17 protein-coding genes are annotated in these 15,778 nt (G+C 53.1%); 6 read left to right on the top strand and 11 right to left on the bottom strand.

The window, feature by feature from the left end; all coding sequences use genetic code 11:
• Positions 1-44 precede the first annotated feature (44 nt).
• Entirely contained in the window at positions 45-1,163 is a 1,119-nt protein-coding gene (locus HVE01_RS07225) for an App1 family protein (RefSeq protein ID WP_146943256.1), read from the bottom strand.
• A gap of 162 nt (positions 1,164-1,325) precedes the next feature.
• Positions 1,326-2,207 carry a helix-turn-helix transcriptional regulator gene (locus tag HVE01_RS07220; protein ID WP_146943254.1) on the bottom strand — a complete coding sequence of 294 codons (882 nt, stop codon included), beginning with the start codon at positions 2,205-2,207 and terminating at the stop codon, positions 1,326-1,328.
• A 169-nt stretch (positions 2,208-2,376) separates the two neighbouring features.
• Here HVE01_RS07220 and HVE01_RS07215 point away from each other — a divergent pair, with 169 nt between their 5' ends.
• Genes HVE01_RS07215 through HVE01_RS07205 form a run of 3 tightly spaced genes read left to right on the top strand, consistent with a single transcriptional unit; the run spans position 2,377 to position 4,683 of the window.
• Positions 2,377-3,081 (top strand): ABC transporter permease, encoded by a 705-nt coding sequence (locus HVE01_RS07215; RefSeq protein WP_125749330.1) that lies wholly within the window; start codon positions 2,377-2,379, stop codon positions 3,079-3,081.
• On the top strand, positions 3,078-3,824 hold the full coding sequence (locus HVE01_RS07210) for an ATP-binding cassette domain-containing protein (RefSeq protein WP_186808815.1): 747 nt from the start codon (positions 3,078-3,080) through the stop codon (positions 3,822-3,824). Before HVE01_RS07215 ends, HVE01_RS07210 begins: the two co-directional genes overlap by 4 nt.
• 16 nt (positions 3,825-3,840) lie before the next feature.
• A complete protein-coding gene (locus HVE01_RS07205) occupies positions 3,841-4,683 on the top strand; it encodes an ABC transporter substrate-binding protein (protein ID WP_146943252.1) in 843 nt (280 codons plus the stop codon).
• Between the two features lie 123 nt (positions 4,684-4,806).
• Here HVE01_RS07205 and cysN read toward each other — a convergent pair whose 3' ends face one another.
• From cysN to HVE01_RS07175, 6 genes are all read right to left on the bottom strand, one after another.
• Complete coding sequence (gene cysN / locus HVE01_RS07200) at positions 4,807-6,246, bottom strand: sulfate adenylyltransferase subunit CysN (protein WP_146943250.1); 1,440 nt, start codon at positions 6,244-6,246, stop codon at positions 4,807-4,809.
• 12 nt (positions 6,247-6,258) lie between these two features.
• Positions 6,259-7,218, bottom strand: coding sequence for a sulfate adenylyltransferase subunit CysD (gene cysD, locus HVE01_RS07195; RefSeq protein WP_125749338.1), 960 nt, complete (start codon positions 7,216-7,218; stop codon positions 6,259-6,261).
• A 178-nt stretch (positions 7,219-7,396) separates the two neighbouring features.
• Entirely contained in the window at positions 7,397-8,131 is a 735-nt protein-coding gene (locus HVE01_RS07190) for a phosphodiesterase (protein ID WP_125749341.1), read from the bottom strand.
• Positions 8,131-8,577, bottom strand: coding sequence for a DUF1249 domain-containing protein (locus tag HVE01_RS07185; RefSeq protein WP_009721899.1), 447 nt, complete (start codon positions 8,575-8,577; stop codon positions 8,131-8,133). The genes HVE01_RS07190 and HVE01_RS07185 overlap by 1 nt, the downstream gene beginning before the upstream one ends.
• A 2-nt stretch (positions 8,578-8,579) precedes the next feature.
• The gene (locus tag HVE01_RS07180) at positions 8,580-9,266 is read right to left on the bottom strand and encodes an NUDIX domain-containing protein (RefSeq protein ID WP_146943248.1); all 687 of its coding nucleotides are present in this window, start codon (positions 9,264-9,266) and stop codon (positions 8,580-8,582) included.
• A 172-nt stretch (positions 9,267-9,438) separates the two neighbouring features.
• Positions 9,439-10,083: a hypothetical protein gene (locus HVE01_RS07175; protein WP_146943246.1), complete on the bottom strand. Its 645-nt coding sequence runs from the start codon at positions 10,081-10,083 to the stop codon at positions 9,439-9,441.
• 177 nt (positions 10,084-10,260) lie between these two features.
• Between HVE01_RS07175 and greB the strand changes: the two genes are divergently transcribed.
• Positions 10,261-10,809 (top strand): transcription elongation factor GreB, encoded by a 549-nt coding sequence (gene greB / locus HVE01_RS07170; RefSeq protein WP_125749350.1) that lies wholly within the window; start codon positions 10,261-10,263, stop codon positions 10,807-10,809.
• Between the two features lie 11 nt (positions 10,810-10,820).
• Here greB and HVE01_RS07165 read toward each other — a convergent pair whose 3' ends face one another.
• From HVE01_RS07165 to HVE01_RS07155, 3 genes are all read right to left on the bottom strand, one after another.
• Positions 10,821-11,549 carry an SIMPL domain-containing protein gene (locus HVE01_RS07165; RefSeq protein WP_125749353.1) on the bottom strand — a complete coding sequence of 243 codons (729 nt, stop codon included), beginning with the start codon at positions 11,547-11,549 and terminating at the stop codon, positions 10,821-10,823.
• 85 nt (positions 11,550-11,634) lie between these two features.
• Positions 11,635-12,624, bottom strand: coding sequence for a methyltransferase (locus HVE01_RS07160; protein ID WP_146943244.1), 990 nt, complete (start codon positions 12,622-12,624; stop codon positions 11,635-11,637).
• Positions 12,621-13,484 (bottom strand): methyltransferase domain-containing protein, encoded by an 864-nt coding sequence (locus HVE01_RS07155; RefSeq protein WP_146943242.1) that lies wholly within the window; start codon positions 13,482-13,484, stop codon positions 12,621-12,623. The genes HVE01_RS07160 and HVE01_RS07155 overlap by 4 nt, the downstream gene beginning before the upstream one ends.
• Positions 13,485-13,667: 183 nt before the next feature.
• Here HVE01_RS07155 and HVE01_RS07150 point away from each other — a divergent pair, with 183 nt between their 5' ends.
• The gene (locus HVE01_RS07150; protein WP_146943241.1) at positions 13,668-14,684 is read left to right on the top strand and encodes a LacI family DNA-binding transcriptional regulator; all 1,017 of its coding nucleotides are present in this window, start codon (positions 13,668-13,670) and stop codon (positions 14,682-14,684) included.
• An 89-nt stretch (positions 14,685-14,773) separates the two neighbouring features.
• Positions 14,774-15,742 carry a sugar kinase gene (locus HVE01_RS07145; RefSeq protein WP_146943239.1) on the top strand — a complete coding sequence of 323 codons (969 nt, stop codon included), beginning with the start codon at positions 14,774-14,776 and terminating at the stop codon, positions 15,740-15,742.
• Positions 15,743-15,778: the final 36 nt, after the last annotated feature.

Genomic DNA, 15,778 nt, shown 5'->3' with positions numbered 1-15,778 from the left:
GTTTAGTTTTACCATGAGCACTAAATAGGCGCACTCAACTGCAACTAGCTAGGGGCATTATGGTGCGCGTCTACATCCCGTTGCACAGCTTGCAAACCTCTGACAGAAATATCACCTTTTGAGTAAGCATGTTCGGCGATCAAAATACTGTCAGCGGCGAGTACTAATTCACAGTCGGTATGAGCCAGCTCATCTCGTAAACGCTGAATGGCCTCTTCCCGTTGTGGGTCTTTATCAACCCGACGAATATAGATCGCTTTGATTCGTGTCGGATATGCCTTCACCACCTCGGTATAAACCTCTGGATCGTGCTGGCCGCTGTCACCAATCAAAATACACGGCATATCGTGATAGAGCGCTAACATGCGGTCGATCAAATCACGCTTATGCGCTTCAGCCCGCCGAGGCCACGGGCGGCGCAGAGAAATTCCCCATTCGCGTAGAAATAGAATAGGCCCAACAGGAATACGGTTAAGCTGAAAGAAGGTTTCCAACATTTCATAGATCGCCCAGGGCCCTCTGGAAACATACAAAATAGGCCGTTCAGCTTTTTCAGTTCCCCCTCGATACAACGCCTGATAAAGCGATGCCACCCCTGGAAAAGCCGTGCGCCGATGCGGTTTGCGGACAAACAAGCGGTACAACATTTTAAGTTTTTCAGCGACGCCGGTGAACATCACGGTGTCGTCAATATCACTGATCACCAACAGGTCTGCTTCGGGAGGCGGTACGTAAACTTCAACGCTGGTGCGGATTGGCGGGTGGCCGTCAGCATGAACCATGATATCGGCACGATGCCAGGAAACATCAACCGGTAACGCAGTACTGATCGGCAAGTGAGCGTCAAAGTAACCGTCACGGTCAGTCGTTAAACACAGCTGATTATCGCCAATGCGTATATCCACTTTGGCATTCGCGAGGCCGCGTCGAAAGATACGCCGGGCAACATCTGCAGTGTCCCGCAACATACCTCGCCGAGGTATCGCCCGACCTAATGCGGCCTGACGAAATACGCGCCCCATCACAAACACCTCTTGATGAGAGCCATAACCACGGTAGGGATGCACCATTACCCCCCCATGACCGCTGTCGCGCTTCATAGGCTTTGCAATAACATGGGCAAGCCTTTTGGCAAAGCTTGCCCACTGGTGGTACCACGCCATTATTGGCACCCACACGAAAAACACTCAGCCACGTCATCGGTAACCGCTATATTTTGCGCTATTCTCAACATTGTTCACTTCCTGTGATGGCTTTGTTAAATGGCTAACCGGTCACCAGTGTGGCGTAATGGCGGATGTCCCTCAACCGCCAAAGCCTTATTGCTAAGCGTTATACAACACTTTTCCCAGGTCACTCACGTTATAGCCTTGCAACGCCCCCGCCCGCTGGATAAAACGCTCCTGGCGAGCAAATGAGATCAGCGCCTGAACCGCTGGCTCGAAGTAGCTTCGGCGGTGCATTACCAAGTCAAATAACTCTTCAATTAGCGGTATAAAGTGTAGCTGTTGGCGATGGGCTGCAGCTTCGACCCCAAGCCCAACGTCCGCTTCACCTTGAGCAATGGAAAGGGCTAAATCATCTTCGCTCAACGAAACGTTAGCTGCCCAATTGAGCGTGCTCGGTTCAATCGCTGCCCCCTGGAGCAGGCAACGCAGTAATTGAGCCGCACCGGCATCAGGCTGGCGGTGGGCAAGCGTCACCTCCTGGCGAGAAATATCACTGAGCGTTTGAATATCCAGCGGATTTCCCGGCGCCACGAGCAACCCTTGCTGGCGCTTCGCCCAATGCAGCACGATTAAGTCTCGCACACCGCCCAGCCCTAGTGCCGCTGGCTCGTTATAGCGCCCGGATTCAAAGTTGAGTAAGTGAATCCCCGCTAGCATCGCTTTTCCTTCCATCAAGCGGCGCAGGCCATCACCACTACCATGGCACAGTGAAGCCAAATCACTACCGCTTTCGCGAACCGCCCACTCCAATAGTGGGTCTTGGCTACCTGCCAATATCAACGGCAGCGGTGAACGCAACGCTTGGTCACCTTCTAAATGGCTAAGCACCCACATATCGATATGCTGACGAGGAAAGAGCAATTTTCCGGTAGCGCGGCTGCAAGGTATCTGCCCCTGGCGCACCAAGTCATACACCTTCCGCTCTTTTAAGCGCAGATAGTCGGCCACTTCTGCCGTGGTGAGGAATTCCCTTAACATGTGCATACACCTCGCCATTTACTGCATATAGCTGCATATATTTCAGACTACAGTGCATTACATCAAGTTTGCGTACATGATGCTAGTTAATGCACCCGGGGTGTTTAAATACACACGATGTCAGTTGTTAAAACGATGCTGAATTATAAAAATGGGGGTGCGAGCGGCAATGTTCCCAACTGAGAACCCCTTTTACACGGCGTTTGCACTGATTCTAGGCATGGATCAGGGACTCATCGCTATCGTGACGCTGTCACTGCAGGTGTCGCTGCTGGCCGTACTGCTTGCTTGTGTACTGGCATTACCACTAGGCGCAGCCCTTGCTCTTTGGCGTTTCCCTGGCCGCAATGCGTTGATTGTGCTGCTCAATGCGCTCATGGGCCTTCCCCCAGTGGTCGCTGGGTTATGTGTCTATCTGCTGCTTTCCCGCGCCGGCCCACTAGGTCAGTTTGGGCTGCTGTTTACGCCAACGGCCATGGTGATTGCACAAGTCATTTTAGTCTTTCCGATTATTGCCGCGCTTACTCGCCAACAAGTAGAGACACTGCATAACGAGTACGCCGAACAGCTGCGCTCCCTTGGTCTGGGACAGCTACGAATGATGCCTACTCTACTGTGGGACGCACGTTTCGGACTATTAACCGTGATACTCGCAGGCTTTGGCCGCGCTAGCGCTGAAGTCGGTGCGGTGATGATTGTCGGTGGCAATATCGATGGCGTCACCCGCGTAATGACGACCAGCATTGTGTTGGAAACCAGTAAAGGCAACCTCCCTCTCGCGTTGGGATTGGGCATAGTGCTGCTTAGCCTTGTGACGCTGATTAATGCATTGGCTCACATGGTCAGTGAAACGGCCAAGAGGCGATTGGGATGAACGCGTCTATTTTTCCACCAGCGAGTTTCCCCCAGTCTTTTATGACGACCGTGCCTACGCTACATTTTGAGCAGGTCAGTTTTGAGCATCGCGGCCATCATTTACTCGCCCCCACCACGCTGACGCTCTCAGGCTGCCAGCGCACACTGATTATGGGGCCCAACGGCGCAGGAAAGAGCCTGTTAATGCGTTTGGCCCACGGCCTGCTCACTCCAAGTAGTGGCCGCGTTCGTTGGCATGAAGCGCCGCCTGCCCAAGCCATGGTGTTTCAGCGTCCGGTGCTGCTGCGCCGTTCGGCAATCGATAATTTGACCTATGCCCTGGCGGTTAGCGGAGCCCCACGTCGGCAGCGCAAACATATGGCCCTGCAGGCACTCGAAAAATTTGGCTTAGTCGCGCTTGCCAAGCGTCCTGCCCGGGTGCTCTCCGGCGGCGAACAGCAGCGCCTTGCGCTTGCTCGCGCCTGGTTACTTAACCCTGCCGTGCTGTTCCTAGATGAGCCTACATCTGCTTTAGATCCCGCTGCTATCAAGGCGGTCGAAGATGCAGTCAATGAGTTTCATCAGAATGGCACGCGCATCATTATGACCACCCACGATCTGCATCAAGCACGCCGCCTAGCTGATGAGGTGGTGTTTATGTATAGCGGCCAAGTGCTAGAGCACACGCAGGCCCAACACTTTTTTAACACGCCAGCTTCCACGCAAGCGAAAGCTTTTATTCGCGGTGAACTTGTTTGGTAACCCCAGGAGCAACCCTATGAAAAAAACCACAACGTTGGCTACCGTTAGCTTATTAACCTCAGGCTTAGTAGGCCTCTCGTGGAGTGCCTCACTGCTCGCTAACGATGACTTCATCACCTTAGCGTCAACGACTTCGACTGAAAACTCAGGGCTATTTGACGCGATTATTCCTACTTTCACCGACGCCACGGGCATCGATGTACGCGTCGTCGCCGTAGGAACAGGGCAAGCGTTTGAGATTGCCCGCCGCGGAGATGCCGATAGTCTGCTGGTACATGACACGGCAGGCGAAGAGCAGTTTGTCGCCGATGGCTACGCCAGCGAGCGCCTGGACGTAATGTATAACGACTTTGTAATTGTCGGGCCCAGCGATGATCCTGCAGATATTAGCAGTAGTGCCAACGTCACCGAAGCATTTGCACGTATTGCGGAAAGCGAATCGCCCTTTGCATCCCGTGGCGATGATAGCGGAACCAACCGTGCCGAACTGCGTTTATGGGAAAGTGCCGAGGTAACTCCCCAAGGAGAGTGGTATCGCGAGTTAGGTAGCGGGATGGGACCAACCCTAAACACCGCTGCAGGCATGAACGCCTACACATTTACTGACCGTGCCACTTGGGTAGCGTTTGAAAACCCACAAGACTTAACACTGCTCTTTGAAGGCGACGATGCGCTGTTTAATCAGTACGGCTCTCTGCTGCTTTCTGAACAGCGGCACCCGCACTTGAAGCATGATTTAGCAGCTCAGTGGCACCAGTGGCTGGTGTCTGAAGAAGGGCAACAAGCGATTGCCGATTTTGACGTCAACGGCCAACAGCTGTTTTTCCCTAACGCGCAGTCTTCGTCTAACACCCAGTAGCGCTACCCCAAACGTAAAAGCCGCCTTGGTCAATGACCAAGGCGGCTTTTTGGTTCCGCTCACGTACCTGCTTGCCAGTACTTGCTATCAGTACCTACTAACAGTACTTGCTAACAGACCCTGTTAACGCAGTAAGTCGCGCACATCCTTCGCTTCCCAGTGCGGAAAATGCTTACGCACCAGCGCATTCAAATCACGCTCAAAGGCTGCCCAATCAGTAGTGCCACTGACCTGCTCGCGGGCATCGGCAGTTCCGCGAATCATACCAGCGCCTACCGTTACGTTGGTCAATCTGTCAATGATGATAAAGCTACCAGTACCAGGACTGGTGCGATAGTCATCTACTGGAATCGCGGCGGTTAGCTCTACTTCACAGCGAGCAATCGCATTTAAGCCCAGCGCGTCGGTGGCATGTCGTTCAAGTGTATTAACGTCTACCTGGTACTCGATGGCGCTTACCTGCCCCGATAGATCTCGGGTGGCGAGCTTAAAGTCATACAGTTTTCCCGGCGCCAGCGCATCTTCATGCATCCATACAATATCCGCCATGAATGCATTAGAGAGCGGTATGTCGGCGTCAGCACTGACAATCCAATCACCGCGGGAAATATCAATTTCGTCTTCCAAGGTGACCGTTACTGCTTGGCCTGGATAAGCGGCGCTTAAGTCGCCGTCAAACGTCACAATTCGCTCAACCCGTGACGTTTTACCCGATGGCAGCGCTTTTACTGCCTGGCCTGGGTGTAGAATGCCCGCCGACAATGTGCCGCAATAACCGCGAAAATCCAGATTCGGGCGGTTAACGTACTGTACCGGCAAACGTAAATCAGTCAGATTTTGATCGCGACTGATCTCGACACTTTCCAGCAGCTCAATCAGCGTTTTACCTTCATAATCCGCACCGAAATACCAAGGCGTCTGATCACTTGGGTTGACGACGTTGTCGCCGTTGAGTGCCGACATCGGCACAAAGCGAATATCCGGTGCATTAAGGTTGGTGGCAAACGCGCGGTATTCGTCAACAATCTCGTTAAAGCGCTGCTCGGAGAACGCCACCAAATCCATTTTGTTTACCGCAATCACCAAGTGCTGAATACCCAGCAAATCGGCAATAAAGCTATGGCGACGAGTTTGGGTCTGCACCCCATAACGGGCGTCAATCAAAATAATCGCCAAGCTGGCCGTTGAAGCGCCCGTGGCCATATTTCGCGTGTACTGCTCATGCCCTGGGGTATCTGCAATGATGAACTTACGCTTTTCGGTGGAGAAAAAACGGTAGGCAACATCAATGGTAATGCCCTGCTCTCGCTCTGACTGCAAGCCATCTACCAACAGCGCTAAATCAACCGTATCACCGGTAGTGCCACTGGTTTTAGACGCTTGGGTAATTGCCGCCAGTTGATCTTCAAAGATCATTTTAGAGTCGTGCAGCAATCGCCCGATCAGCGTAGATTTGCCGTCATCAACACTGCCGCAGGTAATAAAGCGCAGCAGGTCTTTGTTTTCGTGCTCGTGAAGGTACTGCTCGATATTGTCAGCAATTAAATTGGATTGATGAGCCATTGAACCTACTCCTTAAAAATAGCCTTCGCGCTTTTTCTTCTCCATCGAACCGACCTGGTCACGATCAATGGCACGGCCACTACGTTCACTGGTTTTGGTCAATAGCATCTCTTGAATAATTTCGGGCAGTGTCGCCGCCGTTGACTCCACCGCACCGGTCAGTGGGTAACAGCCCAGCGTTCTGAAGCGCACAAACTTCTCTTCAGGCACTTCACCTGCTGCCAAAGGCAAGCGCTCATCGTCAACCATAACCTGCATGCCATCACGCTCAACCACAGGTCGCTTGGCGGCGTAGTAAAGCGGCACAATCGGAATCGACTCAAGATAGATGTACTGCCAGATATCCAGCTCGGTCCAATTCGAAAGTGGGAAGACGCGAATTGACTCGCCCTTGTTAACATTGGCGTTATACACATTCCAAAGTTCGGGGCGCTGACTCTTTGGATCCCAGCGGTGGTATTTATCGCGGAAGGAGTAGACACGCTCTTTAGCGCGCGAGGCTTCCTCATCACGCCGTGCGCCACCGAAAGCCGCATCAAAGCCATGCTTATCCAGTGCTTGCTTCAGCGCTTGGGTTTTCATGATGTCGGTATATTTCGCACTACCGTGGTCGAAGGGGTTGATATTGGCGGCCCGCCCCTCTTCATTGGTATGCACAATCAGCTCCATCCCCGCTTCTTCTGCCATGCGGTTACGAAACTCGATCATTTCACGAAACTTCCAGGTCGTGTCCACATGCATCAACGGGAATGGCGGTGTCCCCGGGTAGAAGGCTTTGCGCGCCAAGTGCAGCATTACCGAGGAGTCTTTACCGATGGAGTACATCATGACCGGGTTACTAAACTCAGCAGCAACTTCCCGGATAATATGTATCGATTCAGCTTCTAGCTGCTTTAGATGGGTCAAACGTGCCGCGTCAGGTGTGGCAGACACCTCTCGCTGGGACGCCGACGGCGCAGAAAACTGGTTCATTACCTACTCCCTCATAAAACGGTGCTTGCACGTGCAAACGCTATTTGCCGTCTAACGGTAACGTCGCCGAAAGACGGTTATTTGAGGATAGGGTAACGCCGAGTCAATAATAACCCAAAAGAATTAATAACTATCTTTTTATATCTTTATTGCCTAACAGTGTCATCACAGGCACAGACTATACGGCGACACGCTCAATCCAGGTCTGCCAATCACTGCCCTGAAGGTCAATGACTCGATAGCCGGGGCGAGACGCTTCATCAATCGTAAACTGCTCAGCGCCGGGTAAGAACTGATCAGCGACGGCAGGACAACCATACACATCAATCTTGCTATCCGCGGTACGGTGTGACTGGGCATAGGCTTGGTGGGCATGACCAAACAGAATGATCTCAACCTGAGGGTGGCGGTTTAACAGTTGCCAAAACGCATCGCGATCTTTAAGTCCAATCGCGTCCATCCACACAGCGCCTACATCAACGGGGGGGTGATGCATCACAATCAAGGTTGGGCGGCCATCTTCTTCTAGGCGCTCAGCCAGTGCACTTAAGCGCTCAGCACCCAATTCGCCATATGGCTGGCCTTCTACATGGGTATCCAACAGCAATAATCGCCATTGATCCAGATCGACGTCCTCCACCAGCGGGTGCTCCGCTTGCATGAAGCCAAGCTGATCGTGATTGCCAGGAATCCAGAACCATGGACATGGCAATGATGCCAGCGCTTGGCGCGCCAATGCATAAGAAGCGGCCGTCTCATCCTGGCTGACATCCCCGCTAACTACGACAATGTCAGGCCGCTCAGCGATCACCGCCTCCAGCACACGCTCAAACTGCTGCCACGGGACTCCCGCCCGAGAGCGAGCCGCCTTATCGGCATGCAGGTGCGAATCAGTTATCTGAACCAGTCGCATCAGGGTAACTCCGGCATATCATAGGCATGGCCATGGGCTAAGCCATGCGCCAGCCACTCGCCTAGGAAGCGATTTAGCTGCAGCTTTTCATCCGGCTGGTGCATCCTGGCATTCGGATAACGATAGCGACCACTAAAGTGACGCTCACGCTGAAAATCAGTCACCTCTGCCATACGTACGTCATGGTAGAGATGGACACGCATTCTGGGGCCTTCAATTACCGCATCCAGCGGCCCACTCTGGGTCACTTCCACCATCGTGGTATAGGGCGCTTGCTCCAGAATTTTAAGATGTAAATCGCCGAAATGCTGGTCATCGCCATGCAGCGCGATATCACGCCGCTGGCCACTTTCCATATCACCTACCAAGCGAAGCATGCGCATATAGTTGGCGCTACACTCGCCCTGCAGGGACTTTAAATCGGTGACATAGGCGGTTCTAGCCATGTTCACTCCTTTTCAGATTCGCTTGGCACTGTCGCTGCTCGATGAGAAGCAGCACGCAGCGAAGCGCGCTGGCTCGCTAACCAATGTAGCCCAATCAAGCACATGGCGTTATCGAGTCTTCCCTGCTCCAAGAGTTCCCATGCGGTTGGAAACGCCACTACATGAACACGGATATCCTCGTGCTCATCCTCCAGGCCATGAATTCCCCCCATCCCTTGGGTATCGACTAAACCACAAAATAGCGTCACGCGTTCGTTACACGCCCCAGGGCTTGGGTAATAGGTATGCAGTTTTGTCAGTTCGCCAACCTGGCAGCCTGACTCTTCCATGGCCTCACGGCGGGCAACATCCTCCAGGGATTCATCTTTATCTGCCAGCCCTGCCACTAACTCTAACTTCCAGGGGGAAAGCGGATCGTCAATCGCGCCAGCACGAAACTGTTCCACCAGTACCAATGCGTCACGAACCGGGTCGTAAAGCAGCACGCCAACAGCATCAAAGCGGTTATGCACCTCACGCCGCATCGTGCTGCTCCAGCCGCCCTCGAACAGACGATGACGCAGCTCTAAGGCTTCCAAACGAAAAAACCCCTGATAAAGGGTCTCTCGCTGAATAAGCTCGACATCGTCCCGGCCTAACTGAGGCGGCGCTGACGCATCGGGCACTAATGGATTAGGGCTAGATGCCATGAAGCACTCCCAGTGTTAACAATCGTTCTATTATCAATGCTTACCACTGGGAATGCCAATGCACCTATCAACCTTAACGCACCTATCAACCTTAACGCACCTATCAACCTTAACGCGGCTATTAACGTTAGCGCGCCTATCACTCTAAGTGCTAAGCGCCTTGGTTTAGGGTCTACAGCTCACCAAGTAGTATCTCGGCATCACGGCGCAGCGCTTCATCAGATTTTTGACGGGTCTCGCGTGCAGTACCATTCACCGCGCGCTGTGCATGCTCGCGAGCCGCCTCGCTATTGCCCTCTTCTTTCAAGAACGCCGCATAATAATAGTTCACATCAATACCGTCTGGGCGAATCTCTAGCGCGCGCTGAAACATGCGCTCAGCGGTATCGCTGCTGCCAAAACCTAAAGGCCTGCCTGGGGCGCGGTCGTATAGCGCTCCCAGCGTGACATAAGCCGAACCATTGCCGCCTTGTGGGTCGATTTCAATGGCTCTCTCCAGCACATCACGGGCATCACCCGCGGTGCCTAATGCACCAAGACCGCCGCGTTCACGTGCGTAGGACGCCAGCACGATGCCTTGCCAGACCAATACCTCCGCTTGATCAGGATATTGGTTAGCCAGCTGCTCAACCTCACTGGCTAGCGCTTTAAGCGTGCTCTCACGCTCGTTAGCAGGCATCTCAGTGACGGTGTGTTCCCAACGATTCTTTAGCGAGAACACATCGCTTTCATACGCCGACACGCTTAATGGGGCTAACGCTAAGGCACTACCTAATGCCGCTGCAATGACTAAACGAGAAAAAGGGGATGTGCGCATAATAAGCTCCTGATTTATTTTTGTGCTTTCTAGCAAGCAATACGTTTGGTTCTGGGGTTTTGAACCCCCACACCCATAATGTAACGAACGTTTGAATGAATCGCCAATAAATAAGCGCTTTGTTAACCCCACTGCCATTAGCGTAAGCTGGTGCTCTTTGAGGAGGTGAAAAACGCAATGAAAGGCCGAAATATGACGCGCTGGCGCGACCCAGCGAAAGACCCGCGCCAACAACCTAAGAGCAACCTGATCACAGCAGAGGGTGCGGCTCGTCTACGTGCTGTCCTGGACCATCTATCGCGAGTTAAACGCCCCGCTATTTCGGCCAAAGTTGGCGAAGCGGCCGCCCAGGGTGACCGCAGTGAAAATGCCGATTACACCTATAACAAAAAAGAGCTAAACCGCGTTATCGCGCGTATTGGCTACCTAACAAAACGGCTGGACGAACTGCAAATTGTTGATCGCCTACCCGCTGACACCAGCAAGGTTTTTTTCGGCGCGTACGTAGATTTGGAAGATGAAGGCGGAGAGCAAATTCATCTTAGAATTGTTGGCCATGACGAAATCGATACTAAAAAACGCTGGATCAGCATCGACGCCCCCATGGCCAAAGCACTGCTCGGGAAAGAAGTAGACGACGATATCACGGTACTCACACCCAATGGCGAGACGTTCTACACCGTCACAGCGATCCGTTATCCGGGCATGAAATCACCGTCTACTTGAGGCGGCAAAGACTACTCTACTAACGCGTAATCCACCGTAGTAACGACTCTGATTCGCTTAATATGGGGTGTATAGCTATCAAGATCTTCAATCGAGAAGTAGCCCTGGGTCGCTTGGCGTATTCCCCCAACACCACTACCAGAGTCTTCGGCAAACTGCTGGGCTGCATTACGTGCATCAGCTGTCGCCTCAGCAATCATTTCAGGCTTAATGTCATCTAAGCCAGTAAACAAAAACTCAGTGCGGTATTCATAGCTAGGCGACAACAGCACGCCTTGACGTACCAACGCTGTGGCTTGGGGCACCGCATCTATCACCCCAGCAACATTATCAGTACGTAGCAACAACGTAGCCTCAGCGCGATAGCGCTCGTCTGGACGTTCGCCACCATACATATTGCTAAATTGATCAGTAATACGCGGTGGCGTGACGCTTACGTTGTCCTCATCGAAACCACGGTCATCCAGAAATTGGCGAATTAACTGCTCATTGCTGGAAAGTTGCCGCTCTAAGTCAGAAAGCGAATTGGCATTAACAGTATAGTTGAGTGGCCATAGCACCATATCTGCCGCCACTTCTCGCTCGGCCAAGCCACGTACAGTGACGCTGCGTGAAGATTGCTGCCAAACCTCCGCAGCCCCTTTGAAGTAACTGCCTCCCCACACCAGCCCCAGCGCCAACAAACCGCCCAAGATCAACGCACTGCCAATTACCGCTGTCGTACGAACGCTTCCTGTCATTTCCATCTCCTTTTACACGTGTAGCCGAAACAAGGCTTACAAATGGCATCATAGACGTAAATAGTCGTCTCAGCAGTGGCGCTTGCTATTTAGCGGCTCGATACACTTTAAAGCGCCGATTATCTGCCAAGGTCTCAAAACCACCGAAGGTGCTTTCCAGCACATCAGGATAAGGCAGAAAGGCATTCGCCACTAACACGAGCTGCCCCTTGGCCGATAAATGATTGGGCGCTTCTGAAATCAGCCGTGCGCTAGGGCCATAGGTAATCTCGCGCTCCTGATGAAACGGCGGATTACTCACTATCAGATCAAACTGCTCTCCCCCAAGCGCTGAATAGACGTCGCTCTCAAGCACTCGCCCACTAAGCTGGTTGGCTGCTAGCGTTCGGCGGCACGCCTCCACCGCAAACGCACTGACATCTACGGCGGTGACCTGATGACCTCGCGCTGCAAGCCAAGCACTAATAATGCCGTCGCCGCAGCCCATATCCAGCACGCTAAGCGGCTTTTTGGGCAAGCTAGCCTCAATGCTATCGAGCATTAAACGCGTGCCTTCATCGACCTTGCCGTGACCAAAGACACCAGGATGACTCACCAGTTTTAAATCCAGCGCGTCAAATGTTTGCCACTCAGTGTCCGACTGCTCCATCGCTACCGTGCGCGTAGCAAACAACGAGCAACGACGAGCGTTATCGAGCTTATCGCAGCGCATGCCTAACTCACTCAATATCTTAGGCACGCGCTTGATACCCCCCTGATGCTCACCAACAACATCAAGCGGGGTATTTTCAGGCAGCACGTGACAAAGCCATGTTAGCCACCAGATTCCCAACTGATGAGCCTTCGGCCAAAACAGCACCACCTGCCCGGCTGGCTGGATAAAGGGGGCATCAAACGGGCTAGCGGCTGCTTTACCGCCGGATGCCCAGTGTTCACGCAGCGCCACATCCCCACTTATCATTGCCGTGGAGTGGGCTCGCAACCAAGCATCAGCAGGCGGCGCAACGGGCCATAAGTTAGCCGATTGGCCATAGAAACGTTCAAGGAGTTGGCAAGCAGGCAGTTGAGCGCTCATACATCAGCCTTAGGTTTGGTGAAGGTGTAAAGTAAATAGCGACCTAACCGCCAGTGAGGATCTTGGCGGCAGTACTGCTTTTCGAGTGCCAGCAGCGTCGCCTGCTCGCTCTCTTCGGCAGAGGGGTGGCGTAAATAGTCCTGAAAGATTCGTATCCCGGCAACGGCATCCATGCGCAGACCGTTATTCGCTGCCCATAGGCACACTTCGTCGTGGGTAACCGGTGAGATAGGCGTTAACCGCTGTCGCTTACCTTTGCCCTCAAGCTGGTCGCTAAGCGCTTTTTGTAAGTTACCTTTGATGACGTTGGAGAAACGCAACGCATCGCGGTTAAACACCATCAAACTTAACTGCCCGCCGGGGGCAAGCAGACTCGCCAGCGTTTGCACAGCCTGCTCAGGCTCTCCTAACCACTCAAGCACAGCGTGGCAGGTAATAAGCGGCCATGGCCCAGGCGCTTGCTGGGGCAACAACTGAAGTGGCGCGGCAAGATAGCGCAGCTGTTCGGGTGGCCAAGCACCTGCAGCACATCGCTCGTCATGCCATGCATTTGCATGAGCCAACATATCCTGGGAAGGCTCTGCCATGGTGACCACGTGCCCACGCTCAGCAAACCAGCCCGAAAGTTGTCCTAAACCACCACCAACATCAAGTACTGGCTGTACTGTCAGGCGCAGCATTTGCGGCAGCAAATAATCCAGCATCGCCAACCGCAGCTCGCCACGGGGCGCTTGATAAAGCGAACGAGAGAACTTATCAACCAAGCCATCGAAATAGCGATCTCCCGCTTGGGTTAACTCATAGCCTTTTGCAATATGGCTGTTTGAAATATGACTTGTTGAGGTATCAAGGGGATGCATGCAGGGCGCCAAGCGTTGACTCAAAGTCGCCTAGTTTAACCTGACTGAGAGCATAAGGCTTGCTTCGATAGCGGAGACGACGAGGGATAATTGTTAATGCCAAGGGATACTATGAGTATTGCCTTTCGAATTGAAAACAGCTAATTTGGGAACGTTCCCATTTATTCAAGAAACACGCCACTTATGCCGTCATCTCGGGCCACCCTCATCGAAGTTGCCAAATTAGCGGGTACATCCAAAACCAGCGTCTCACGTTATTTCGGTTCAGAACGCGAACGACTAACCGCCAAACTCCAGTCACAGATTGAACAGGCAGCTAACACATTGGGCTATCAGCCCAATCTCATGGCGCGTGGCTTAAAAGGCGGAGGCTCACGGCTGCTGGGTATGCTAGTGGCTGATATACGTAACCCTTTTTCGGTTGCCGCTGTACATGGCGTGGAGCAGGCCGCGCGAGCCCATGGCTATTCGCTGATCGTGTGTAATACCGATAACGACCCAGAGCAAGAACAAACGCAACTAGCATCGCTGGCCGCCTACCAAGTGGAAGGCCTGATTATCAATGCGGCAGGGCAACCTGAACCTCAGTTACAAGCATTAATGCGCAGCGGTATTCCATTGGTGCTACTTGACCGCGAAGTTCGCCAGCTCGATGCCGAAGTCATTGGGCTCGATAACACCCAGGCGATTGATATGGCACTGGATCACTTAGTACAGCAAGGCTATCGCTCAGTGCTTTATGTAAGTGAAGCGCCAGAACATGCCAGCGCTCGACAAGAACGGCTGAAACGATTTAAGCAGCAAGTAAAAACCCTAGGCCTAGACAGTCAGACGCTAGTGCTAAACAGCCTAGATGAACATTCAGCCCTGCCAACCTTACGCGAGTTTAGCCAACGTCCTGCCTGCGCTCCCAAAGCAGTATTGTGCGCCAACGGCAACGTAACGCTCGCGATAGTGCGCAGTTTTCAGCACCTTGGCCTCACGATGGGCTCAATCGGTTTACTAGGCATTGATGAATTGGAGTGGTGTGAGCTAGTGTCGCCGGGCATTACCACACTTGCTCAACCAACCGATGCGATTGGCCAAGCCGCCGTCGCCTGCCTGCTTAATCAGCTTCCTCAACACCCCGGTAAGCTAGCCGTGCAAGCCCTACACTCACCAACGCTGATTATCCGGGGTAGCACCTCCCCCTCGGGATAGCCCTTACCTGCAACGCAGCGAGACGCCGTACAACTGACACCCCTAAATGGTATCGTTCCCAATAAACAACAAAGCGTGTGAGACGCCCTATGATACAGCCTGATTCTGCACCCAAAATACTGACCTTCGGCGAGGCCATGGCCATGTTTGTCGCCGATGCCCCCGGCCCCCTTGCAAACATTAAGCACTTTCATCGCCGTTTGGCGGGTGCCGATAATAATGTCGCGATCGGCCTCTCCAGGCTGGACTTTCAGGTCAGCTGGCTAAGCCGAGTGGGCAATGACAGTTTCGGCCAATTTATTCGCAAAGCACTGGAAGCTGAGCGTATCGATAGCCAGCATATTCACACTGACTCACAGCGCCCCACAGGGCTGCTCTTTAAAGAGCGTGCACAGAACGGCGCTGACCCGCGAGTTGAATATTTCAGACAAGGCAGTGCCGCGAGCCACCTCTCTATTGAGGATGCTAAAAATGTCGACTTTCAGGCACTTACCCACCTACACGCAACAGGCATTACCCCAGCCTTATCTGAAAGCGCATGCCAGCTTACCCGTCATTTAATGAAACAGGCGCGTACTCATGGTGCGAGTATTTCCTTTGACCCCAATCTGCGTCCGTCACTTTGGCCCAACGAAAACGCCATGCGCACTACCTTAAATGAACTTGCCAGCCGCGCCGACTGGGTATTACCAGGGCTGGCCGAAGGTCGCCTGCTGACCGGGTGCGAATCGCCTGAAGCAATTGCCGACTTTTATCTAGCCCGCGGTGCCAAGGCCGTCATTATTAAGCTGGGGCCAGAAGGCAGCTACTATCGCGGCAACATCAGCGGCTCACTTGAAAGTTATTTGGTTCCTGGTCGACCAGTCGCTGAAGTAGTCGATACCGTTGGCGCAGGCGATGGCTTCGCAGTGGGCGTGATTAGCGCCTTATTAGATGGCCTTACGCCTCAGCAGGCATTGAACCGCGGCAACTTGGTGGGTGCCCAGGCCGTTCAAGTAGTGGGCGATATGGAAGGCTTACCTAGTCGTCAACAGTTGCAGGCACTAGAACAACGCTAAGCCACTAGCATTCACAAACACCATTCAAGCAACAGG

Source organism: Vreelandella venusta, assembly GCF_007989605.1.
Classification (GTDB): Bacteria; Pseudomonadota; Gammaproteobacteria; order Pseudomonadales; family Halomonadaceae; genus Vreelandella; species Vreelandella venusta.
This window is presented reverse-complemented; position numbering and strand designations above follow the sequence as displayed.

What these genes read in the sequence shown, in the direction of transcription:
- HVE01_RS07185 (WP_009721899.1), bottom strand. Translation starts at nt 8,577, where the DNA reads ATGGCTAGAACCGCCTATGTCACCGATTTAAAGTCCCTGCAGGGCGAG.
- HVE01_RS07150 (WP_146943241.1), top strand. Translation starts at nt 13,668, where the DNA reads ATGCCGTCATCTCGGGCCACCCTCATCGAAGTTGCCAAATTAGCGGGT.
- HVE01_RS07165 (WP_125749353.1), bottom strand. Translation starts at nt 11,549, where the DNA reads ATGACAGGAAGCGTTCGTACGACAGCGGTAATTGGCAGTGCGTTGATC.
- HVE01_RS07175 (WP_146943246.1), bottom strand. Translation starts at nt 10,083, where the DNA reads ATGCGCACATCCCCTTTTTCTCGTTTAGTCATTGCAGCGGCATTAGGT.
- HVE01_RS07190 (WP_125749341.1), bottom strand. Translation starts at nt 8,131, where the DNA reads ATGCGACTGGTTCAGATAACTGATTCGCACCTGCATGCCGATAAGGCG.
- cysD (WP_125749338.1), bottom strand. Translation starts at nt 7,218, where the DNA reads ATGAACCAGTTTTCTGCGCCGTCGGCGTCCCAGCGAGAGGTGTCTGCC.
- HVE01_RS07220 (WP_146943254.1), bottom strand. Translation starts at nt 2,207, where the DNA reads ATGTTAAGGGAATTCCTCACCACGGCAGAAGTGGCCGACTATCTGCGC.
- cysN (WP_146943250.1), bottom strand. Translation starts at nt 6,246, where the DNA reads ATGGCTCATCAATCCAATTTAATTGCTGACAATATCGAGCAGTACCTT.
- HVE01_RS07215 (WP_125749330.1), top strand. Translation starts at nt 2,377, where the DNA reads ATGTTCCCAACTGAGAACCCCTTTTACACGGCGTTTGCACTGATTCTA.
- HVE01_RS07210 (WP_186808815.1), top strand. Translation starts at nt 3,078, where the DNA reads ATGAACGCGTCTATTTTTCCACCAGCGAGTTTCCCCCAGTCTTTTATG.
- HVE01_RS07160 (WP_146943244.1), bottom strand. Translation starts at nt 12,624, where the DNA reads ATGAGCGCTCAACTGCCTGCTTGCCAACTCCTTGAACGTTTCTATGGC.
- HVE01_RS07225 (WP_146943256.1), bottom strand. Translation starts at nt 1,163, where the DNA reads ATGGCGTGGTACCACCAGTGGGCAAGCTTTGCCAAAAGGCTTGCCCAT.
- HVE01_RS07180 (WP_146943248.1), bottom strand. Translation starts at nt 9,266, where the DNA reads ATGGCATCTAGCCCTAATCCATTAGTGCCCGATGCGTCAGCGCCGCCT.
- HVE01_RS07145 (WP_146943239.1), top strand. Translation starts at nt 14,774, where the DNA reads ATGATACAGCCTGATTCTGCACCCAAAATACTGACCTTCGGCGAGGCC.
- HVE01_RS07155 (WP_146943242.1), bottom strand. Translation starts at nt 13,484, where the DNA reads ATGCATCCCCTTGATACCTCAACAAGTCATATTTCAAACAGCCATATT.
- HVE01_RS07205 (WP_146943252.1), top strand. Translation starts at nt 3,841, where the DNA reads ATGAAAAAAACCACAACGTTGGCTACCGTTAGCTTATTAACCTCAGGC.
- greB (WP_125749350.1), top strand. Translation starts at nt 10,261, where the DNA reads ATGAAAGGCCGAAATATGACGCGCTGGCGCGACCCAGCGAAAGACCCG.